The sequence below is a fragment of the Microbulbifer sp. CnH-101-G genome (assembly GCF_052466775.1).
Map to the genome: position 1 here is coordinate 927,845 of NZ_CP174292.1, position 21,240 is coordinate 949,084.

Below are 21,240 nucleotides of genomic sequence, written 5' to 3' on the forward strand. Positions count from 1 at the left end.
AAGAGGGGGCTTGAAGGGTCTACCAAAATTAAAATAGTAGACCCTTCAACTACGTTGGTCTTTATCTGGCTTGCTGAGCGCGTTCAACATAGTCGTTGTACGCCGGAATTGAAACAGCTGCCAATATGCCAATCATGGGAATAATTGCCAGGAAGAATATTAGAATTAGGACAAGTGCTGATACACCTTGCTTATTACCATACTTCTGCGCCCAGTTACTATCAGAAGTGCAAAGGAATACAATCATCTCGATAAAAGAAACTATACCTGGGATACCTGTCCAGAAGAATAGCAGGTAGAAAATCCCCCACCACTGTCCCAAGTAAAATCTATGTATACCGAAGCTTCCCAGAAAAAAAGCCAGCAAGGCAGCAGTTACTTTGCTTTTTCCACCTATCAATTGGGTGGCACCACAGCTAGGGCAAGTAGTGGCGGTCACAGAAATTTTCTGGCCACAATCACGACAAAAGACTAAATTCTTTTCCAGAATGGATTCTGGCTGTCTATATACATTTTCAGTCATTTTTTATCTCTAAGTTTATAATTATTGGCTGAAAAACTCTTACAATGAGCCTCCCTGCCATGATCCCCACTTCAAGTTGGTAGGATTTGTAAGTCGAAGCAATACTAATATCTATCGAAGTTTTTCTGCAAGAGGTGATGATACATAGAACAATGTCATACTTATTCAATAGGTTGATAAAGCCAGCATGACCCCTTACTTAGAACCTAAGCACGATTCCCACTCTGCCCAGTTATTACCGCTGCTCCAATCATATGTGCTAATCGGAGGGCTTCAGGTACGTTACCGTTATCGGTAGCTTGCACCAGTACCTGGGCAGCAATATTCGGGGCACAGCCCTGCACCTGGAAGTGAAACCCTCTGTCAGAGTAAATCTCACCCGCTTTTAGCAGAGTTTGCCTGCGTAGTGGGTAATCAGAGAAATTCTTTAGCGCTTTATCAATGGCCAACATGTCGGGAGGCCTGCGCATTACGGCGATGCAAGGGCACCTTAGTGATTCGGTCAGCTTGGGTAAGTCGATGATGTTGAAGCCTCCAACGGCGAGGCCATCAATTAGCACCACGTTAATTTGTGGATAAAATTTGCTGTTTTGCAGTAACTGCGTAATAACTTCGGTGGCATCCATACCATCTTTTTGTACTTTACCCCAGAGCATGCCCTCAAAGCGGGTGTTGGTACAAATTATCCCACTGATGTTAACCGGTGAGCCCCGTTCCTTTTGGAAAGGAGCATCGTCAAAGCCAATAATACGAAGTCTTTTCTTCAGGCGAAGAAGTTCTGCGAGTGGCTTCATCGGCTATTTTTTCATTTGCTGGAATAGATAGGGAAAAAGCCGCAGCTTCTCCTCCTGAGTAAGAGATTCGACCCGTTGGATATTATTTTCCGGAATGCTCTCTGGATCTGGATAGAGGTCGATCATTTTGGCCAGGTTTTCTTCTCTCAGCAGGTGCAGAATCGGGTAGGGAGCACGATTGGTGAGGTTCTCTGCGTCCTCTGGGGCAGTACCTGCGAATTGATAGTCTGGGTGGAAGCTGGCCAGCTGGTAGGTGCCCTCGTAGCGGTTGCGCTTCAGAAGCCATTCAGCCAGGTCGAGAAACTGGTTGTAGTCAGAAAAGTCCTGAAGATGTTTGGGGATAATCAGCAGGGTAGTCAGTAGCTCATCTTCCGGCGTGCTGTCGAGTAATTGAAGCTCTTTGAGGAGGTCCGCTAGTAGAGCATTATCCTCATCTGCCTCGCTGACTTTGTAGCGAATCTGGCCAGCGCGCTGGGGTTTGCGTGCAAAAGGGCAAAGGTTTAGGCCCACCACAACATTGGTGAGCCATTGTTCCACTACCTGAGTAACATCTTGCTCCATGAACTCGCTTACCACATCAGGTCGTCAGGAATTTGGAAGTCAGCGTAGGGATCGTCTTCATCCATTGGAGTGGAAGTCTCTGCGGGCTTCACGATGATGTCGGCATTGCGCTCGGCAATTTTGTCGGCGATTACTCTGGGTACCAGTTCAAAGCGTTCACCCTGGGCGACAATTACCAGGCGGCCAGCTATTAAGTGGTCACGCAGTGTCTCACTGACATAAATGGTTTTGATTTTTTTATCAAAGGTGAAATTGTAAGCAGTTTCGCCAGAGTAGGGCTGTCGGTTGTTTTCCACCAGTTGCTTGATTTGTGCGGCGATGGCCTTTTGTTGAGCCGCCGCATCGCGTTCGGCATTCAGTGCACGATCCCGTGCGGCCTTCTCGGCGCGGGCCTGTTGCGCGGCCAGTTTGGTTTCATCAACCTGTGGCTGTGATGATTTCTTTGCAACCTTTTGCTGCTTGCGCTTTTCCTTACCGATCTGCTTGGCTTTTTTCTTGTCGACGAGTCCCGCTTGTAATAGCTGGTCTTGCAGTGAGGCCATAGTCTGTATCCTGCAATTGTGAATTGGATTATGAGCCGCCATTTGCTTGGTGGCCACTTGGTCAAGTTGTAATCAGAGAGTTTCCCTGACATGGGTGTAGGGCATTTTACCCGAAGATGGCCTTAGTGCTGGCAGGGAATTTGAATTAGGGAGTCCATGGCTTACCGGAAGTGGCGGTAGCAATAATTTCATCGGGTTCTTTACCCTCGCTCAACATCTGCGCGCCCCCTGGAATCATTAGTGCTGAGCCGGTGGCGATAGCCACGCGCTTGCCGCTGGGGGTGTCGATGTTACAGGAGGAAACCCTTAGCTGGCGACCGCGGTGCAAAACCTGAGCTTCGAGGATCAGATCCCCACTATTGAGCTTGGCCGGTCTGGCAAAGCGAATATGCATATCGAGGGTGGCAAAAATACTGCCCGCTGGTAATGTGGAATATACGGCTCCCCCCATGGTGAAGTCCGCCGCCCAGGCCAGCAGCCCTCCGTAGATAGACAGGGTGCCGTTAGAGAACCAGGGAGATGAGGGCATAGTAGAGATACAGCGGCCGTTCTCAATCTCGATCGCGCGGTAGCCGGTAAGCATCCATATAGGGTGAGTGCGGCCCTCGTTAATGGTGGTGCGCTGCAGTTCAATGGGCGTCTGCTCAGGTAATTGCGCCATATCGCAAAAATAGGGATTGGGTGGAGGTCTCAGGTATGGATCTGGTGGATCAGTGGGCCCCAAGTCTGGCAGTGGCAATTCCTGATTTGGGTTGACCGGAAAGTCAGCAATCAGGCAGCGGGTGCTACCATAAGCAAGGGTTCTACCTTCCTGGTCATTAATCTGGATACTGGAGAGGCCTACCTGGCTACCAGAGTGCACCGTGGTGGCCCTGCCGACAATATTTTGTGTGGTGCTGGTAATAGGCCGGATAAAACACATGTTCAGCTCAGACGTGCTGAGTACTTTACCAGCTGGCAGGGTGGTCCAGATTGCGGAGGCGAGGGGTGCGTCAGCGAACATCGCATAGATACCACCCCAGTAAACGCCGGTACCGTCTGCCAGCCAGGGCGTAATAGGCATTGAGTAAGTGGCTTTACCAAGCCCCGCTTCCGTTGGCTGCATACCTGTGAGCCGCCAAAAGGGCGGTCCCGGTAGACTTCCTCGAATATATCGCTTGAAAGTCTGTAGACCGGGTTGTTGCAACGCTCGCAGGTCACAGATGGCACCGCGATGAACTTCGTCGGTGATATTGGTCATCCCCCGCCTCCAAATTCATCTATTGCAAGATTAATGTGCAAAGGCTTGGTCAACGAGGGAATGTGAGGGTGGTTTTGCGGCAGGTATTTTGGACCTGCCGCTGATTGGCAGAGGGAGTAGTTATTTCGGAGAAAAATCCGGCAAATTCAGGGTTAGGGTGGTTTTTTCAATTGGGCGCCCCTCCAAAAAAAAATTGATGGTTTCCTGTATCTCGGGGGATGCCATAAATAAATTGTGTCCGGCATTTTCTACTGTCACCAAAGTGGCATTGTCCAACCCCGACATTGCCTCGCGTTGGCTCTCTATATAGGTTCTCCCATCCAGTGTGCCACTCAAAAGTAAAACAGGAATATCACTGCGGGGGTTACTGCGGAAATTCTCACCCAGGTCAAGCTCCCTGGCCAATCCATCATAGTGATAGGAAAAATTGAGGTAGTCGCCTAGCAAAGCGTTTTCGGCTTGCCCCCTCACTTGTAACTTGCGTTGCTTACTCATACCTGAGGCAATATCCATTGCCGTTGGCATGGCGCGCAGGGAGATCGGAGTTCCCGGGCTGTGGAATCCATCGGGGAAGTAACGCCTGGGCACCTTGTCAAAAGCCGGTACCTGCCCCAAATCGATCGAGCGATAGAAACCCAATAAGTAGGCGGCACTTTTGGGGTCAGCGATAAAAGAGGAAGCTATCCGCTGCATATCCCGGCGTTGAAGCAGGTAATCCAGATTCTCGCCATCTCGCTGAGGGATCTGAATTTTGAGTGGTTCCCGTTCCAGCTTTGTGTGCACTCTTTTGATCAGTGTCTTGATATCCGGATAGGCGGCTTTAGCGGAGGGTTGTTGATCCACGGCTAGTTGCAGGCGGTCCAGGTAAGATTCAGTGCGCGCCGGCAGTTTAATGGTCTGGCCAAGACCCTCGGCGCTGGAAAGAATCATTCTAGCGATCGAGCCTTCAATTTCCCTCAATGCCGCAAAGGCTAGGTGGCTGCCATAAGATGTGCCCCACAGGACAATTTTCTCTGCGCCCAGATGTTGGCGTAGGGCTTCCAGGTCGCGGGCATTTTCCAGGGTATTATAACCCGCGAGATCGATACCTTTTTCGCGCCAGAATGTTAAGCATTCTCGCAATGCTTCGCGATGATATTCGATGTATTTGGCGTCGGAGATTTTTTCCAGTGCGGGAACCACTTGCCGGGATTCACAGTTAGGAAGATCGTTTGAGCGGCCGGTGCCCCGCTGGTCCAAGGCGATGACATCGCCGTACTCCCGCAGAGCCATAAACATATCAAAACGGTAGTTAACGGCCATAATACCCGACCCGCCTGGGCCACCAGCTAGATAGATGATGGGTGGACCCGGTTGCTTTCCGGTTGCAGGAAAGCGTACATAGTGAATTTTTAGCGAGCGGCTTTTAGGAGTACCGCGATTTTCTGGTACTTCAAAGAAGCCCTTAAGACCATCCGCAGTCTGTTTGCTCCAGGTTGTAAAGGTGAATAATTCCTCGTTTTTAGCGGGCTCTGCATGGGTGATTGCTGTGCTAGCGAGGAGGCCTAAAAATAGAATTCCCTTAATCAAGGGGTGATTGAAGATAAATCGCATTGACTACTATCCTTCCTTAGATCGAATTTTCGTATTTTATACTTGAAAAATATTGATTGAGCCAATTGACAATAGGATGGGAGATTTTCTCAGGCTTTCCTTACGAGGCGAACTTACTTCAATACTTTTTAGGAAAGCTTGATATTTATCGATGTAGCGTTTTAGGCCATCATTCTTCTTTGGTCAGTCTTGATTTTGCTAAATAGACAGGTTGTCACAAGAAAGCATAAAAGTTTTAATGGTCACATTGACCTTATATGCTGTTCTTTATTTCACAATCGTACCATTCGGGTATTGGGACTATTGGTATCGATTAGGGCAGGGCGGTGTTGATTAAGAAGATTGGTTGCCAGGTAACGTTCAGCTTGGTCAAGAATAAACGATTAACTCCGGCTTGGGATGTATTAAGTGAGTGAGGTGTATGAGCTTGCTTAGTGATTGTATGGGTTGGTGTTGCTTGTCGTGAAAAAGGCGTTCTATTCTGCTTGAAGACTTCTGAGAGAAGTTTATCTAAATTTCCTGTGCGGTTATTCTCCGTTAATGTAATTGTAGCTTTTTGAGGTCGATGATTTTTCTTGATGGTAGCTGCCGCCAAGCGCTTGCTGTGTTTTGCTTGTTTTTAGTGTTGTGGGGGTGTTGTCTTAAGTTAATTATAAAAATAAATTTTTCCATTCTCATGTATGTTGTTCTGTTTATTTGTCTAATCTTTTCTGTGTTGAAGGGTGCTAAATAATTAGTTGAATCACGTGTGTGTTTCACTATGGATAAATTTTATCAAAAAGATATTTCTCCTTGGGTGGATGAGTACCTTCCAAGGTTGAGACGATATTTCTCATCTAGAGTAAACTCTGCTGATGTTGATGATCTGGTCCAGGAGGTTTTTGCTCAGTTACATTGGCACCTCAATCAATCCGATATAGAGATTGAAAACCCAAGAGGCTATATTTTTGCAGTTGCTAAAAATCTTTTGGTTAGTCATAGCCGATACCAAAAGTCACGATGCCGAACGTTCCATGAATCACTCTCGCAAGATTTGGATATTCCTGATGTGATCACGCCTGAACGTACAGTAATAGGTATACAGGATTGTCGATGCGTATTGAAGGCGATTTTAGGGTTGCCTCCCCGAGCAGGGACTGCATTCAAATTTCACCGCTTTGAAGGTATGACCTATCAGGATATTGCTGAACGTATGGGTATCTCCAAAGAGTCGGTAAAGGAGCTTATTCAGCGCGCACTGATAAAACTGAGAAGGGCTTTGGAAGAGGTTCCGTAGCTCTTTCTCTCAAATATTTTAATATAATTATCCTTCAGGTTAAGGCTGGTGAGGTAGGAATATTGCCCAGTCGTTAGATGCTTCAAGATGCTTCAAGATGCTTCAAGATGCTTCCAGTGTGCTCCAGTAATGTTAATCGAAGAATAGTTGTTCTGACTCTTTGTCAACAAGCAATCTAAATACTTCGCGACTTGTTAAATTTAAGATGGGTTTACCCTGCTTCGTAAGTGCACGTCTCTATCCGCTTACATTTCCAAATTTTAAATCGACTTTTGCTAGCTTGAACTACACTCCTGAAGGTTTTTCAGGAGTGAAAGATAGAGGAAACCTGCACTCCCTTGCTGGAAACTAACCCTTTTATAAAAGTTGATTGAAAGGTGGTTTGCTGGAATGTTTGGTCATTGCTTTTGTTTTTTTATGTTAATTTGATTGGGTTAATTTTTTGGTTGTAGGGGGTGTGTATATAGAAAAAAGCTTTGATAGATAGGGGTATCCCCCCGATTGAAATTGAAATGCGTCTTTAACCTGGTTAGGCCTGAGATAAGGTGGTGTTTGGCTGACAGAAAAATAGAGAAAATATAATAGAGAGAATCAGAATGATGATGAGCCTGCGTAAGCAAAAAAATTTGATTGCACAAGCGATTCGTGCCACCAATCCGCTTAATCGAACAACCCCTTGGTACAGTGCTGCAATAACATGCCTAGCAATGTCTATTACTCCTTCTGGAGTGCTTGCCCAAGATGGGCAGGATACTGAAAGAAGTAGCCGCTCCAAACAGCCTATTGAGGAAGTGACGGTAACGGCCCAAAAGATTGAAGAGAGTATCCAGGATGTCCCTATTGCAGTTTCGGCACTCTCGGGGGACAACATGGATGCCTTGAAGATCGAACGTGGTGAGGAACTACTGCGGGCAGTGCCGAATGTAAATTTCTCCAAATCTAATTTTAGTACCTATAACTTTTCCATTCGGGGAGTGGGTACCAAAGCGGTCTCTGCGGCTACGGATCCAGCAGTGGCAGTGAGTTTTAACAATGCGCCATTGATTCGGAATCGGCTATTCGAGCAAGAATTTTTTGATGTCCAGAGGGTAGAAGTGCTACGGGGCCCTCAGGGCACACTCTATGGCCGCAACGCTACCGCCGGTGTGGTTAACATGCTGCCGGTAATGCCGGGTGATGCATTGGATTCTGAAATTAAGGTGGAAATAGGCAATTATAACTCCAAACGCACTAGTGGTATGTTTAATCTGCCCATGGGCGATACTTTAGCCCTTCGTCTTTCCGGTGCTATGACCAAGCGAGATGGTTTTGATACCAATACTTATACCGGAAATGATGTGAATGATCGCGACCTCTATTCCACTCGTGCAATCTTTGAGTGGAAGCCTGCCGATAATTTTAGCGCCAACTTAATCTGGCAGCACTTTGAAGAAGACGATAAGCGCTCACGTACTGGGAAGCAGCTCTGTACTACAGATCCAGGCATTTCAAAGATAGGGGATACTGAAGTACCTGAGAATTATAGGGGTTTCTTTAGTCAAGGTTGTTTACCTGGCTCAATCTATAGTGATGAAGCGTATGGTACGACAAATGCTAAGGGACTTGCATTTGTTGTTGCTCCACAAGCACTTCTTTTTGGTTATTACCCGGTAATGAAGGAATTTCTTCCCAATCCTTATGCCAATGCCGAGCAATCCAGAGATTTGCGTGAGATCGCTACTAGTTTTGATCCTGTGTTTCGTGCTGAAAATGACCTGGTGCAATTAAATTTTTCATGGGAATTGAGTGATACTCTGACGTTTTTTTCTCAGTCAACCTACGCCAAGGATGACTATTACTCTTCCCAAGACTACAACCGGTATGTTTCCGATGCGATTTTTAGTGACTCTACTGAATTTGGAATGGACCCAGGCCCTACGCCGGATGGAGTTTATACCGATCCACAGCTAGGTCCTTCAGAGGGGATATTAGCAGTAGATATCAGCCGATCTGATAACAAGCAGTGGAGTCAGGAATTCAGACTTCAAACATCTTTTGATGGGCCTTGGAATTTTTCAGTAGGTGCAAACTACCTGGATTTTAAAACTCAGGATGATTACTTTGTATTTAACAATATGTTCACCCTGATTGCTGAGCATGTATACAATGGAGTCTATGATCCTGAGTCTGGATTGGGCTCAGTGAATTGTACGGATCCTCAGAGTAAAGAGGGTTTTCAAGATTGCATGTATGTGGATTATAACTCGTTAGCAAACATAGATGAGGAAGGTCACAACTATTTCCTTAGTCGCAACTTGGTTGAGACGCGCTCTTGGGCCCTATTCGGAGAGGCCTACTGGCAAATTACTGATGATGTGAAGTTAACTACTGGTTTGCGTTATACCGATGATCGCAAGCGCTCCACGCCAGTACCCAGTCAATTATTATTGGGAACTGAAACAAATAATGATACCGGTGAGATTGTTCCTGGCTCGGCCTCTGGGGGACTGATTTATAAAGGATACCCTGAGGATGACGAGGTTACTCAAAGCTGGAAGGAGTATACGGGGCGCGCCGTGCTAGACTGGCGTACAGATACGCCTTTTACCGATGAAACTATGTTTTACCTCTCCTTTGCTCACGGTTATAAAGGGGGCGGTACCAACCCTCCTCGTGCAGATATTGATCCCAATGTTGTGCAATATCAACCTTTAGATGAAACCTTTGAACCTGAATTTGTTAATGCAATTGAAATTGGAACAAAGAATGTTTTACTTGATGGGAGTTTAACGCTTAATGCTAACGCTTTTTACTATGACTATAGCGATTATCAAGTTTCCCAAATCGTTGACCGTATTTCATTAAATGAAAACTTTGATGCGGAGAGTATGGGGCTTGAGCTGGAATTGGCATGGCAGCTTACAGACAGCACTCGGCTGGATATGAATATGGGTTATCTGAAGACCCGTATCGCGGATGGTGAAGAGTCTATCGATGTAATGAATCGTACTCAGGGGCATGAAGACTGGCTCGTAGTGAGGCCAAGCCTTCAAGTACCTTCTAATTGTATTGCTCCAAAGGACGTAGTTGAGGCAACCTTTGCAATAGATTACCCATTAATGCTCTGGGCTTTGTGTGATACTACGGGTAGATGGGGATCATTTACACCGGAAATTGAATCTGATCAATACTTTGATTGGTTACTATCAGAACCCTATAACCCAATTACTGATGCACCGAATGGAGCACGAGGTTTTGCGGCTGACTTAAGTGGTAATGAGCTTCCTAATGCTCCGCGCTTTACCCTAAATTTAGGGATGGAGCACACTATACCTATCGAAGACTGGGATCTTACCTTACGCGCCGATTACTATCGGCAATCAGAGAGTTATGCACGTGTATATAATACCGATTATGATCGTCTAAAAGCATGGAGCAATTTGAATGCCTCTGTCAGCCTGAGTAATCCTAATTCGGAGTTGTATATGCAGCTCTATGTGAAGAACATCTTCGATGATGCACCAATCACTGACTTATTTACCAATAGTGATGACTCGGGTCTAACTACTAATGTCTTTACTTTAGAGCCACGTATAGTTGGCTTTAGTATTAGTAAAGGCTTCTAAGGTTTTTTGGAGATGCCGCGACGAGCTGACAGAAGAAAATTTTTGTTGGTTTGTAGTGGCGCTCCAAATAACTTTGTATTGCCAGTCAAAAACTACTGTCAGTAATTTTAGTGGTATACATTAAAGATTGTAGGGGCTATTTCGAATACCTTGATCTGTTGATGTGTGCACTAGAAAGCACTAAAAGGAGAGCAAGAAATCTTAAGGTTTTATTGGGCTCTCATTAAAGAAATACCGCTAGTAAAAACTAGCGGTATTTCTATGTTTGTATTACTTCACTCTTGCTAGGGAACGGTAAATGATGATTGCGGATTGGTTGAAATTACGCCGTTAATAAAACAATCACTGCCGCTACCGGAGCTTGGGATTTGTGCATTATTAAAGGTTATTCTTCCATTTCCCTGATTAAATGTACCCACAAGGTCTCCCACACAATTTCCTGTTACAGCGGCAACAGATACATTCTTTAAGGTGACATTATTGTTGGAATGTCCAACCAATTCATAGGGTAAGTTGTTAAAAGTAACCCTGTTGCACATATTCAAAAAGCCTCCCGATAACGCTAAGCTGCCTACTGAAGCATCTGTACCGGTTGAGTTAACACTGCCGGAGAGGGAGCAGGTGAGTTGAATACCTTTCTTAACTGTTAAGTTTCCAACATTCGCCAGGGCGATAGCGCCAGAAGGCGACCAAGTTGCGGCACTAGCCAAGCCCGTCAGTCCTGCGGTAGCGATACAAAGCGTGGCTGCAGTAAGGATCTTTTTCATAATAATAATTTCCTCAAACCTAAGTTATATGTTTTTAACGTCGCATCATCGATGGAAAGGAAGCCCTTTCATAATTAAAGACGACATGGTAGGTAGGGCGGGGGGAGGCTTGCAGAGAAAATCGACGTGGAATTATTGTTTGTGTTAGTTATTGGTTTTTTGTTGTGTAAGTTATGTGAATCTGAAATTTAGCTTGTTTTCTTACTTCTAAAGACTATTGGCAGTAAGCTTTTTGCTGTGCTTTATCTGATTTTTAATTCTTTTTTTGTATTGGAGTCTTCAGGTCAGTTTGTTGATCTTGACATATCTGCAATAGATTATGAGGCTTATGGGGGCTGAGATGCTTGCAGGGGGAATCTGAAATTTTAAGTTGAAACTACTGTGAGCCCTTTCACTTTGGAGTGGCTAAAGATAACAACTACCCTATGGAGGGAACCGCTCAGAGTAGGGGCGAGACGAGTCAGTAGCCATTCTGATGTTGTGAAGTCCTCCTATACAGGCTCCTCATAGAAAAATGGAATTTATATTTATTTGAAAACTATATTCTTGTTGATTTTTTGAAAAGTAGCTGAGCGATGCTGTTTCAAAGTGATTTCGTGATTGATTGATACTTATTAATTCCCTTAAATGGGTTAACAAGTGATGTTTGTTAAACCTAGAGGCTTGGTGAAGGGTATCACTGTTTCCAACGAGTTTAATAAGTTAAACCTCTTCATTGAGGTCTATTAGGTCTTCTTATTATCCCTGCCTATTGGCAGTTCTCTGGTATTTTGTATCAGTCTTACCTCTTACATGTTGTTGATTTAGCTCTTTTTACTCGTAAATCTCCATCGTTGGCTTTTGGTGGCATTATATTTGATGGGTTGGTCAGTTTTACCGCCTGAAGCCAGTGATCGGCTAAACCCTGTTGGTAGTTGATGTATCTTGGGAGGCGGAAGGCTACTTTGATGAATTTTTACCCTCCCGACCATTGATTCATGTTGCTATACTCCGCGCCCTTGAAAGCCCCCCTATCTTATGACGGAGAATTTGATGTCTGATTCACAGTGCGACATTGGCTTTATCGGCGCCGGTGTGATGGGTAAGAACTTGATCCTGAACCTGGCCGATAATGGCTATCGGGTCTGCGCCTTCGACCTGGATCACAACCGGCTCAATGCACTGCTGGAGCAGGATAAAAAAGAACGTGGTGATCAGCCTGCACGTGTAGAAATCTGTAATTCATATACCGAGTTGTTGGCTAAGGTCAAAGCACCGCACCTGATCATTCTCTCTGTGCCTGCAGGGGCGCCAGTAGATGATGTCTGTAGCAAGCTTCTTGATGCCGGTCTCAAGGCCGATGATATTGTTGTGGATACAGGCAACAGCCTTTGGACCGACTCGGTAGAGCGTGCCAAGCGCTATGAAGGTAAGCTGATTTTCTTCACTACGGCGGTATCTGGTGGTGAAGTGGGTGCGCGTTTTGGGCCGTCTCTGATGCCCAGTGGCGATCCCTACGCCTGGAGTCGTATCGAGCCCGTTTGGCACGCGATTTCGGCCAAAGTAGACAGGGCCAGCGGTCAGCCCATCGAACGCTTTGAGCCAGGTAATCCGGTGAAAGGTGGGGAGCCTTGTGCGGCTTATATCGGCCCTATTGGCTCTGGGCACTATGTGAAAATGGTGCATAACGGCATTGAGTATGCGGATATGCAAATGATCTGCGAAGCTTACCACGTGATGCGCAGTGTCCTGGCGATGTCACCGGCGGAGATTGCCGAAGTGTTCCGTGAGTGGAATCGCGGCCCATTGAACAGCTATTTAATCAATATCAGTGCGGAAGTACTGTCTACCCTGGATTCCGTTACCGAACAGCCGTTGGTGGATGTGATTCTGGATCGTGCGGGCCAGAAGGGGACCGGCCTTTGGACTGCTATTAGTAGTCTGGAAGTGGGATGCCCGGCGCCGAGCATTGCCGAAGCGGTTTACGCTCGCTCCCTGTCTACCCGCAAAACTCTGCGCACTCGTGCCGCAAAGAAACTCAAGGGCCCGGAGCTCACTCAGGTGGCGGCAGAGCAACGCGAGGAGGTTATTCAGCAGCTACACGATGCTCTCTACTGTGCCAAGATCTGCGTATACGCTCAGGGCTTTGACCTGATGAAACTGGCTGCGCGGGAGCAGGGCTGGCAGCTGAACTTCTCGGAAATCGCACGAATCTGGCGCGCCGGCTGTATTATCCGGGCGGTATTCCTGCAGTCCATTAGTGATGCCTACAACAGAGACCCCAAACTCTCCAACTTGTTATTAGATGACTTCTTTACCCGGCAGATCGCCGACCACCAGGCTAACTGGCGTCAGGCGGTTGCCAGTGCAACCCTGAACGGTATTCCGGTGCCGGCGCTGTCTTCGGCCTTAAGTTATTACGACGCCTTCCGCTCGGAATCCCTGCCTGCCAACTTGTTGCAAGGGCAGCGGGATTTCTTCGGCGCGCATACTTTTTCACGTGTAGATCAGCCCGAGCAGCGCAAGTACCACGTACAGTGGAATGAGCCGGGCCGCCCGGTTGTAGAGATTTAGTAGAGATAAAAGATTAGCTACTGGCACTTTGGTCTTGAGTGGGGCTTTTGCCCCACTCGGAGTCAGTGAATTGGTAGCTGGTTACCACTTCAAAGCGCTAAGCGTACTCCTAAGCGCAATATCTGTGTTGTGAAGCGAGGGTATTAAAAGACTACTTCCTCTACTTCTCGCGATAGGTCTTCAGCTTCAGAGCGGGAGGCTTTGGCGACAATCTCCTCTACACTGGTAGATTCGGTATTCATGCCACCGAAGGCGTTGAGTAGATCCCGGATCAAGGCTGAGATTTCCAGTGTCATTACCGCGAAATCCGCATCGAAGCGCTGTGCTGCACTTTCGGCATCGGCGCCATCTGCTTTTTCCAGCAATTCATCGCTAAACTTTACTCGCTTTAGAGAGAGTTGATCGTCTACCAGGAAGTCGACCCCACCGCGCCAAACCAGTCCCAACTTGTGCACCTGCAGTCCGGCAACCAGGTGGTTATGAATTTCCTCGGCACATAGGTCTTGGTTTTTGCAGCGGATCACGCTACCGCTGTCCTTTGGATCGCGCAGTTCACATTCGTGGCCGAAATCAAACTGAGCGGGGGCCTCGGGGGCGGTAAGCCAGTGGGTCATCGTCTGCTGCGGTAAGTTTTTGGCTGATAGTGGCACTACCGCGAGGCTGCTGATGGCCTCGCGCAGGTTTTCCAGCAACTCTTCAGCGGCGGAGGCAGAGGAAGCATCTACCACAACCCAGCCCTCCTGCGGGGCGATATAGGCATAGTGCAGGCGGGAGCGAGCAAAAGCCTTGGGACGCATTTCCAGCAGTACCTCATCTTTGAGGTTTTGACGTTCCTTGCGGCCCACCTGTCGGGCCTCTTTCTCGGAAATCGCCTGGGCCAGCTCTTCCACTTTCTCATTGATGACGGCAGCAGGTAGAACTTTCTCCTGCTTCTTGGCGCAGACCATCAGGTAGCCATTGGTGGCATGTACCAGCTGGCTGCCGTGTCGGCCCAGTGGAGAGACCCAGCCGTAGCGGACACTATCCTGGCTGCCGCAGGGCACGAATGCCTGGGCTTCCAGAAGCTCGTTTAATTTTTCGGCATCCAGGGAGAATTCTTTGGTTAAGCGGTAAATACGAAGGTTCTTAAACCACATACATCAGGCCATTGGTGTTCAGTTGTGAGTGCGGCCGTTAATTATGCGGAAACTGGGGCGTGGCAGCTAGTGAGCTGTTTCCAAAAGACGAATTGCCTGTTTTTTGTACGTCTTTTGGATGAGGTTGGGGAGTGAAGGGGCTAGGGGGGGAGTATGGGCGCTCCCCCAGTGGCTGAGGGTTATTTTTCCTTTAAAAGACTGGCCATAACTGGGCCCGCTTCTCTGTGAAAGTCCATGGGGTTGAGTTCCAGTAGCTGCAGCGCGGTAGCGGCCACTTGGTTTTGGTAAAGGGTAGGGCCGCTGGATAGTTCCCCAAATCTCTTAAAATCCGGGCCCAGGGTTGCCAGCCAGATTTCATCGGACCCGGGTATGCCATCTTTATGTGGATGATCCGCCTTACCGAAATACTGGGTTAGGGCTGGGCCACTGGCGTGGTGCGGCCATGCCTCAGCCGCATTGCCGCGTCCATGATCTACTGTGATGATCAAATTCGTATTGTCCCGATAACCTTCAATGGATTGCAGCGTCTCCCACAGGTCGGCCAGGATGGCATCGCTGCGGTGGGCTGAATCCAGGTATTGGTGATACTGCTCATCGTGGGCAAAATCATCGGTTTCTCCCAGGGCGATATACAGTACTCTGGGTTTCTTCTGAATTAAGTATTCCTTGGCCAGTCCCCAGGTAAAGGCGTCGGGTCTTACATCGGGCCAGAATACTGGTAATTGTTCCTGAAGCTCATTAAGAAATCGAGCGCGTTGTGAAAGGCGCGGCCAGTCTGCTGCTTCTAGTCCCGCATTGATAAAAACACCGCTGCGTTCTCGGTTGATAATGGCTGAGAAAGCTCCCCAGCTACCAAAAACGGCCACGTGATCTTTAAAATGAGGGTTTCTATTGAGCCACTCAAGAAAGGTAATATTTGAATTGGGTACTGGGTCATTGGAATTTATTGTTGGATCCGCACGACCGGTTAAAATTTCGTTATATCCAGGGTAGGAAAACCACCAGCCGTTGGTGATGTTAGCCAGGGAATTTTTGTGGCGATTGCCAGCGAGTGTTCCTTTTTTTTCTACAGTGCTCCACAAAAAAGGCAATAACTGTTTGCGTTTTTCCTCCACAGATTTGCCGCCAAAACGCTCAATCAACTGCTGTTTATTTTCGGTATATTTTTCGTGATCGATAAGCTCAGGGTCGTATCCATTGAATACCTCTTGCCAGCGAAGGCCATCAATGGTTACAAGAACCAGGTTGTCTGCGGCATAAGAGGCAGTCGAAATTGCCATTGCCAATAGCGTTATAAGAAATGCTTTCATTAAGGAGTCCTCTGCGGGCATAGTCCTAATTTATTATTCTTTGTTTGGTAATGTTCCATTGAACCGCTGGGCGCTTATAGATATTAACCCGACTGATAAAGAAGTGAGTGGATTAACTTGGCGATTATTGAAGGTTTGCGCGGATAGACTCCAGGCAGCGAACGAAGAGGTGCCTGGAGTCTGGTGCAGATTTAGAAATCTAGGGTGGCAGATAGGGAAACAGTACGCGGTGCGCCTATCCAGGCTCCCCCGGACACCACTGTGCCCAGGTAATCCTCATCAAATAGGTTGTTGACTACAAGATTGAGGTTCAACCCACTGAGGGCCGGGTTGAGATCTACTAGATCCAGGCCGAGGTAGGCATCGGTCACCATATAGGCGTCGGCTACCCAGGTGTTGTCCAGGTCAACATGGCGATCACCGGTATATTTACTGGAAATACCGCCGTAGAAGATTTCTGAGTTCCAATCCAGGCCGATTACGAGCAGGTGATCAGCAATACCTACAACATCATTACCGGGGGTGAGACCCAATGTTTCGTCCACGGTGGCATCACCTGTACCGATATAGGTGGCGTCGATCTGGGTATAGGAAGTATAAAGGTTTAGCGAATCACTGATGTCGTAATCCAGTGATAACTCCAAGCCACTGGATTCGATTCCCCCGGCGTTAAAGTAAGTACCATTGGTGCCGATTAGGTAGTTTTGGCCGCTTGCACTGTTGTTATCCAGGAAAATGATACGATTCTCAAACTCATTCTCGAAATAGGTGCTGGTGAAGGTCAGATTATCACCGGCATAGCGCAGGCCGATTTCGATAGTTTCGGAAGTTTCTGGTTCAATGTTATCCAAATCGGATTCTGGTCGTTCCAGGATACTATCGCCTATAGCCTTAAAGTTTTCGGCATAACCGGCAAATAACTCGATACCCTCTAAAGGCGTTTCCCAGGTGAGGCCGGTGGATATCAGGATATCGGAGTCGGAATTGATATCTGCATTAGGGGATTCATTAAATAAATCCTTGCGCTCTACATCCACAAAGAACTGCTTGGCCCCCAGGGTCAAGGTGACTTTATCAATGGTGAGAGCATCTTGTAGGTACCACTTTTGGGTATCCTGAGGGTAGCTGCGATCGTACTGAACCCAATAGGGGGAGGCATTGAAGCCGGCACCTCGGCTGGCATCGCTGATCTTATGCCAGTCACGGTATTCATCACGGGTGGCATCTTCATACCAGATTCCGCCGCGCAGGCTATTTTCATAACCGGCAATAAGGCTGTTGTAGGTAAAGTCCAGCGTCAGGCCTGCGCGTTCTTTTTCATAATGCGTATGACGATAAGACATTACGGGGATGGCATCTGCGGAATAGCAGCGTGGATCGTACTCCTTCCCAGAAGGGCCATAAATATTATTCACTGAGAAGGAACAATTTTCCTTAGGCGTGAGAGCATTGCCTCTGGCATTTACAAAATAAATCTTATCTAGTTGAGTACCTCCAGTTACTGTGGTCCCCCCGAGGAACTCGGATTGGCCGTTATTGCCATCATCAGTGATATTGACCAGATAAGGGGGTACCCAGTCTCCACGTCCTTCATTGCGGTGATAGTAGATTCCGCCTTCTACATCGAGTTGGTCAGATAGGTCAAAATCTAATTGGGTGTAGGCCAGCAGGTTCTCGCGGATGGTGGACCAGCCGCGGCGATAGAGTTGGTCGTTATACGGAATTCCGGTCCATTCGCCACTGAGGAAATCATTTTCCGGGTGCTCTTCAAATTGTGCATTTGAGTAAACCCGCTGGTAATTGTCCTCGTGAATATCATCGTAGGAAATATAGGCTTTGATAGAGCCTCTCTCCAATCCGGTTACCAGTTTAGCGGCGATATGCTCACGTTCATTCTCGGCTGTTTCAGTGATCCAGTCGGTGGCTTCCTGAGTGGAGTAGGAAATCCAGGCTTTAGTATTGCCGGCAAAGGTGCCGGTATCGAAACGGTAGTAGAGGCGTCTCGCATCGTATTCCCCGGCGGCAAGTTCCATACGGCTGCGGCGATGATCGACTGGGTCGTCAGTGCGGTAATCAATGGTGCCACCTAGGGCTTCATGGGAGCGAGAGGCAATGTCTGCGGTACCTTGGGATACTTCTACCGAGCCGATATTGGCGGGATCCACGAAGCGATTTGCCTTGGAGCCCCCACCATAATTGGACCCGCCATTGGGAATACCATCTATGGTAGTACCGATTTGCTGCTCATCCAGACTGTTGCTAAATCCCCGCACGCTGATATTGGTAGACCAGTCATCAAAACCGTAAGTATCGCCTTCGCTGACAGAGACCCCGGGCAGGTTGTCGATCAACGCATTTACACTGGTTATAGAGGACTGCTGTTTGCGCATAGCTTCGGAGACTTCACTCCTGTTAAAAGTGGAGCCTGCCCCTAAAACTACCACTTCCTCTATTTGGTCGCTATTAGCCTGCTGTGCTATTAAAGGATTCGCGTAGGTCAGAGTGATAATAGCAATGGCCGAAGCGAGGCAGTTTCTTCTGGTATTCATTGGGTAACTCTTTAGTTGTTATCAAATTATTTCCGACGCGGGGGATTTATATGCCCGGCGCGTTTTGCGCGTACATTGACGGCTTCCGATGAAAAATTCCTTACAGGCCTGTGAAACTCTTTTGACCAAATTGTGAAGAGATAGGGATAGCGTTGGAGTCAGGAGGTGTTAATGCAGGCGATTGAAGAACGCAAGGAAATGGGTTCAGAAGGGATTAATGAAAGTGTGAGAAAAGCTCAGTAAAAATGTAACGGGGCTGTATTAGGCCGCTTCCCACAGATGAATCACCTCAGCTATGGGAAGGATGGGGAAAGGGTGGCTACTGAGCAGTCAGGAGGCGATCTTCAGAGAAATCCCTGTGCAAGCTTCCAGTGCATTCCAAATTACTCGCACAACTGCGTTCCAGACTTTCTCTATGGTTATGGCGAGGAGGCCGCGCAGGGTTTTGGCAAAATTCAAGGCCATATCCTCAATAGAGTCCAGAAAGTAATCTCTCAGGTCATCATCGATTTCCCCTTCGGCAATGGCTTTGGCAATCATTTTTGCCTGTAAAGCCAGCGCCGATAACTGACGATCTGAAAAGCCGCGAATTTCAGTGACGTCATGCTCAATAACAGTAGAGGCTGCATCTTTTATATCGGATATCAATTGGGTTACGTCCAGTAACATGGCAAAGTCCTCAACGGTTTAGAAATGATTCGTAGGTTAGAGCCTGGTCCATAGAAATGATTATTTCATTTTTGAAAAGAGCTACAACTGTAGCGCGAAGCCCTTTGTCCTCATCTTCTTTGCGCATACGATTTAGGCTCAAGGAAATTTTTTCCAGAGAATCGACACTGGGTGGCTGTTCGTTAAAGGCGATATCTGCTCCCGTGGAATTGAGATAATTGTTGATTTTCTTGAGTGTATCCTTATTCGGGATTGGCCGAGTGTTAGATTGCATTGCCAGGGCATCGATCTTGCCAATTAAGGCATGGTAATTTTGATTTCTCTCCGCATAAGAGTCTTTACTGGTGCCGTGGGAAACCGAAGAAAAGAACTGCAGGATTTCAGCGTTTACTTCGGTTAGGTCTGAATAGAGCTCCGCATCATATCTGGGAGCCAGCTGGGAACATCCACTGATGACTAGAGTTAGCGCTAGGTAAAATAGAGCTGACGCTACCTGGGACGGGGTGGACAACATCTGCACTCTCCTTGCTAATGGCATGTTGTAAGTATTGTGGTTTCTGATATGCGTTAGCGGCAGCTGTTTGGGTAGCTGCCATTCCTTAGCTTATTTTAAGCCGGCTCCATGGCTGGTTCACTTTCAGTGGAGTCAACCTTAATGGATTCCTGCCGCTCAAAATACGACAACAGAAGCCTGACGGCTTCCTGGTTGTCGAAATAGCGAGAATGTACTTTTGCCGCAATTTTATCTGGGAAAGTACCATAGGAGCCGATTACCTTCTCATAACAATTATGCACCTCTGGTACGGCTGAGCCACTGGCAAACCAGTCTGAGTGGGATTTGATATCAATCCATTCGATCAAGTCATCGCGTTGGGACAACTCCAGAACCTCATTTTGCAGCCAGGGAGCCTGCTTGCCTAGAACTTCGATTAAAGAGCCCATAGTTAGAATACGCACAGGGGTACCGAAGGAGGGGAGATCTGCAAGCAGGTCCACGGTGACAACACTACCAAAGCTATGGCCAACGATGGTCACCGATTCATAATCCCCCAGGGCAAGGCTACTCTGCAGTTGCTCGCGTACGCGCCGAATAATCTCAAAGCGTACTGCGGGTTTGCCACGGGCTGCGGGTTCATTCGTTAAGTAACGCTTACAGAAATCTGAGATATCTACCAGCAGGGAAACAGGCATTAGGGCTACAACTGCGGTTGCCACTGCCCAGATCCGCCAACCGCCTATATATTCAACGGATTTTTTTAGCTCCTCTACTAAAGGGAAGAAAGGACTATCCGCTGCGGGCTCTATGGCTTCTACAAATAAGATAATGGTACCTAGGTACCAGACAATGAAAGCTAGCGCAGACAGGGTGAGTCCAAAAGTTAGGTACTTACGCCGCAATACCCCTTTCCAAATATGCAGGTTTGCGAGCCAGAACCAAATGAGCGAAAAGCCCCTGGCGAGGCGTGTCTTCAGTGTCTGTTGGGTGATGCTAGGTACCAGGTCGTTCCAGTAGGCTTCAACCAGGTCCAGTTCTATCTCTTGGCCGGCTGCGGTGGTTCGCAGGCGCTGAACCCCTGGGGGAATAGAGGGGGCGGCTATATGGGCGAGGGGCATGCGTTCACTTGCAGCAATCAAACCCTCGGTAAACTCTGAAAGTTGTGCGGTGCTGGTGACCCTGGTAAGCCCAGGGACCAGCATAATCAGATTTCTTTTCATAATACTTCCAAATGATTGTATCGAGCCTCGGGCTTCTTCTTTCTTGGAGTTGGCGCCAGGGGCTCAATGGCCTGTATAGGCCGCATATTTTTCCAATTGATATTCTGTTAAGAAACAACCTTCCTTCTATTCTATAACGCACCAGCATTGGGCTGAGCATGGCACAGCCAGTGCCGAAATTTTGATCTGCATTAAGCGATAATCAGATCAAGAGGCGTGAAAATTATGGGAGTTGGTACTCATAGTGTGAGTCTTGTTCGATTTATATGTGATAGGGAAAGGGATGTAAACAGGAAGCTTTTTAATAATAGGGTTTGTACCCTGATGATGGAGTTAAACGCTGATATTGGGCGCAGAGATGTAGTAATAGTGATTCCTACTACCTCAGATAAGTGATAGTAATGGC

17 protein-coding genes are annotated in these 21,240 nt (G+C 47.5%); 3 read left to right on the top strand and 14 right to left on the bottom strand.

Annotated features, from left to right (window positions below):
* Nucleotides 1–61: 61 nt before the first annotated feature.
* The 7 genes from ACJJID_RS04300 to ACJJID_RS04330 all read right to left on the bottom strand — a co-directional run bounded on the left by ACJJID_RS04300 (nt 62) and on the right by ACJJID_RS04330 (nt 5,848).
* Nucleotides 62–523, bottom strand: a complete 462-nt coding sequence (locus tag ACJJID_RS04300; RefSeq protein ID WP_444921636.1) for an NINE protein — start codon at nt 521–523, stop codon at nt 62–64.
* A gap of 206 nt (nt 524–729) precedes the next feature.
* Entirely contained in the window at nt 730–1,317 is a 588-nt protein-coding gene (locus ACJJID_RS04305; RefSeq protein ID WP_444921637.1) for an endonuclease dU, read from the bottom strand.
* A gap of 3 nt (nt 1,318–1,320) precedes the next feature.
* Nucleotides 1,321–1,878 (bottom strand): DUF1415 domain-containing protein, encoded by a 558-nt coding sequence (locus ACJJID_RS04310; protein WP_444921638.1) that lies wholly within the window; start codon nt 1,876–1,878, stop codon nt 1,321–1,323.
* Nucleotides 1,879–1,886: 8 nt separating this feature from the next.
* Complete coding sequence (locus tag ACJJID_RS04315) at nt 1,887–2,420, bottom strand: DUF2058 domain-containing protein (RefSeq protein WP_152452668.1); 534 nt, start codon at nt 2,418–2,420, stop codon at nt 1,887–1,889.
* Nucleotides 2,421–2,565: 145 nt separating this feature from the next.
* A complete protein-coding gene (locus ACJJID_RS04320; protein ID WP_444921639.1) occupies nt 2,566–3,660 on the bottom strand; it encodes a PaaI family thioesterase in 1,095 nt (364 codons plus the stop codon).
* 120 nt (nt 3,661–3,780) lie between these two features.
* A complete protein-coding gene (locus ACJJID_RS04325) occupies nt 3,781–5,253 on the bottom strand; it encodes an alpha/beta hydrolase (RefSeq protein ID WP_444921640.1) in 1,473 nt (490 codons plus the stop codon).
* A gap of 313 nt (nt 5,254–5,566) precedes the next feature.
* Entirely contained in the window at nt 5,567–5,848 is a 282-nt protein-coding gene (locus tag ACJJID_RS04330) for a hypothetical protein (protein WP_444921641.1), read from the bottom strand.
* Nucleotides 5,849–6,013: 165 nt separating this feature from the next.
* Here ACJJID_RS04330 and ACJJID_RS04335 point away from each other — a divergent pair, with 165 nt between their 5' ends.
* Both ACJJID_RS04335 and ACJJID_RS04340 read left to right on the top strand, forming a co-directional pair.
* Nucleotides 6,014–6,529, top strand: a complete 516-nt coding sequence (locus ACJJID_RS04335) for an RNA polymerase sigma factor (protein WP_444921642.1) — start codon at nt 6,014–6,016, stop codon at nt 6,527–6,529.
* 596 nt (nt 6,530–7,125) lie between these two features.
* Nucleotides 7,126–10,134 (top strand): TonB-dependent receptor, encoded by a 3,009-nt coding sequence (locus ACJJID_RS04340; RefSeq protein ID WP_444921643.1) that lies wholly within the window; start codon nt 7,126–7,128, stop codon nt 10,132–10,134.
* 284 nt (nt 10,135–10,418) lie between these two features.
* On the opposite strand, the gene ACJJID_RS04345 is transcribed toward ACJJID_RS04340, so the two are convergent.
* Nucleotides 10,419–10,901 carry a hypothetical protein gene (locus ACJJID_RS04345; RefSeq protein WP_152452678.1) on the bottom strand — a complete coding sequence of 161 codons (483 nt, stop codon included), beginning with the start codon at nt 10,899–10,901 and terminating at the stop codon, nt 10,419–10,421.
* A 1,032-nt stretch (nt 10,902–11,933) separates the two neighbouring features.
* On the opposite strand from ACJJID_RS04345, the gene gndA reads away from it, so the two are divergent.
* Entirely contained in the window at nt 11,934–13,454 is a 1,521-nt protein-coding gene (gene gndA, locus ACJJID_RS04350) for an NADP-dependent phosphogluconate dehydrogenase (RefSeq protein WP_444921644.1), read from the top strand.
* A 143-nt stretch (nt 13,455–13,597) separates the two neighbouring features.
* Here gndA and rdgC read toward each other — a convergent pair whose 3' ends face one another.
* From rdgC to ACJJID_RS04380, 6 genes are all read right to left on the bottom strand, one after another.
* Nucleotides 13,598–14,590 carry a recombination-associated protein RdgC gene (rdgC, locus tag ACJJID_RS04355; RefSeq protein ID WP_444921645.1) on the bottom strand — a complete coding sequence of 331 codons (993 nt, stop codon included), beginning with the start codon at nt 14,588–14,590 and terminating at the stop codon, nt 13,598–13,600.
* 179 nt (nt 14,591–14,769) lie between these two features.
* Nucleotides 14,770–15,900: an alkaline phosphatase family protein gene (locus ACJJID_RS04360; RefSeq protein WP_444921646.1), complete on the bottom strand. Its 1,131-nt coding sequence runs from the start codon at nt 15,898–15,900 to the stop codon at nt 14,770–14,772.
* 191 nt (nt 15,901–16,091) lie between these two features.
* Entirely contained in the window at nt 16,092–18,449 is a 2,358-nt protein-coding gene (locus ACJJID_RS04365; protein WP_444921647.1) for a TonB-dependent receptor domain-containing protein, read from the bottom strand.
* 330 nt (nt 18,450–18,779) lie between these two features.
* Nucleotides 18,780–19,118, bottom strand: a complete 339-nt coding sequence (locus tag ACJJID_RS04370; protein WP_444921648.1) for a hypothetical protein — start codon at nt 19,116–19,118, stop codon at nt 18,780–18,782.
* Between the two features lie 10 nt (nt 19,119–19,128).
* Entirely contained in the window at nt 19,129–19,632 is a 504-nt protein-coding gene (locus ACJJID_RS04375; protein ID WP_444921649.1) for a hypothetical protein, read from the bottom strand.
* A 95-nt stretch (nt 19,633–19,727) separates the two neighbouring features.
* The gene (locus ACJJID_RS04380) at nt 19,728–20,834 is read right to left on the bottom strand and encodes a hypothetical protein (protein WP_444921650.1); all 1,107 of its coding nucleotides are present in this window, start codon (nt 20,832–20,834) and stop codon (nt 19,728–19,730) included.
* Nucleotides 20,835–21,240: the final 406 nt, after the last annotated feature.

Excerpts from the sequence above, each read along its gene's own strand:
- rdgC (WP_444921645.1), bottom strand. The coding sequence starts at position 14,590 with ATGTGGTTTAAGAACCTTCGTATTTACCGCTTAACCAAAGAATTCTCC.
- ACJJID_RS04300 (WP_444921636.1), bottom strand. The coding sequence starts at position 523 with ATGACTGAAAATGTATATAGACAGCCAGAATCCATTCTGGAAAAGAAT.
- ACJJID_RS04375 (WP_444921649.1), bottom strand. The coding sequence starts at position 19,632 with ATGTTGTCCACCCCGTCCCAGGTAGCGTCAGCTCTATTTTACCTAGCG.
- ACJJID_RS04320 (WP_444921639.1), bottom strand. The coding sequence starts at position 3,660 with ATGACCAATATCACCGACGAAGTTCATCGCGGTGCCATCTGTGACCTG.
- ACJJID_RS04310 (WP_444921638.1), bottom strand. The coding sequence starts at position 1,878 with ATGGAGCAAGATGTTACTCAGGTAGTGGAACAATGGCTCACCAATGTT.
- ACJJID_RS04325 (WP_444921640.1), bottom strand. The coding sequence starts at position 5,253 with ATGCGATTTATCTTCAATCACCCCTTGATTAAGGGAATTCTATTTTTA.
- ACJJID_RS04340 (WP_444921643.1), top strand. The coding sequence starts at position 7,126 with ATGATGATGAGCCTGCGTAAGCAAAAAAATTTGATTGCACAAGCGATT.
- ACJJID_RS04315 (WP_152452668.1), bottom strand. The coding sequence starts at position 2,420 with ATGGCCTCACTGCAAGACCAGCTATTACAAGCGGGACTCGTCGACAAG.
- ACJJID_RS04335 (WP_444921642.1), top strand. The coding sequence starts at position 6,014 with ATGGATAAATTTTATCAAAAAGATATTTCTCCTTGGGTGGATGAGTAC.
- ACJJID_RS04345 (WP_152452678.1), bottom strand. The coding sequence starts at position 10,901 with ATGAAAAAGATCCTTACTGCAGCCACGCTTTGTATCGCTACCGCAGGA.
- ACJJID_RS04305 (WP_444921637.1), bottom strand. The coding sequence starts at position 1,317 with ATGAAGCCACTCGCAGAACTTCTTCGCCTGAAGAAAAGACTTCGTATT.
- ACJJID_RS04365 (WP_444921647.1), bottom strand. The coding sequence starts at position 18,449 with ATGAATACCAGAAGAAACTGCCTCGCTTCGGCCATTGCTATTATCACT.
- ACJJID_RS04380 (WP_444921650.1), bottom strand. The coding sequence starts at position 20,834 with ATGAAAAGAAATCTGATTATGCTGGTCCCTGGGCTTACCAGGGTCACC.
- ACJJID_RS04360 (WP_444921646.1), bottom strand. The coding sequence starts at position 15,900 with ATGAAAGCATTTCTTATAACGCTATTGGCAATGGCAATTTCGACTGCC.
- ACJJID_RS04370 (WP_444921648.1), bottom strand. The coding sequence starts at position 19,118 with ATGTTACTGGACGTAACCCAATTGATATCCGATATAAAAGATGCAGCC.
- gndA (WP_444921644.1), top strand. The coding sequence starts at position 11,934 with ATGTCTGATTCACAGTGCGACATTGGCTTTATCGGCGCCGGTGTGATG.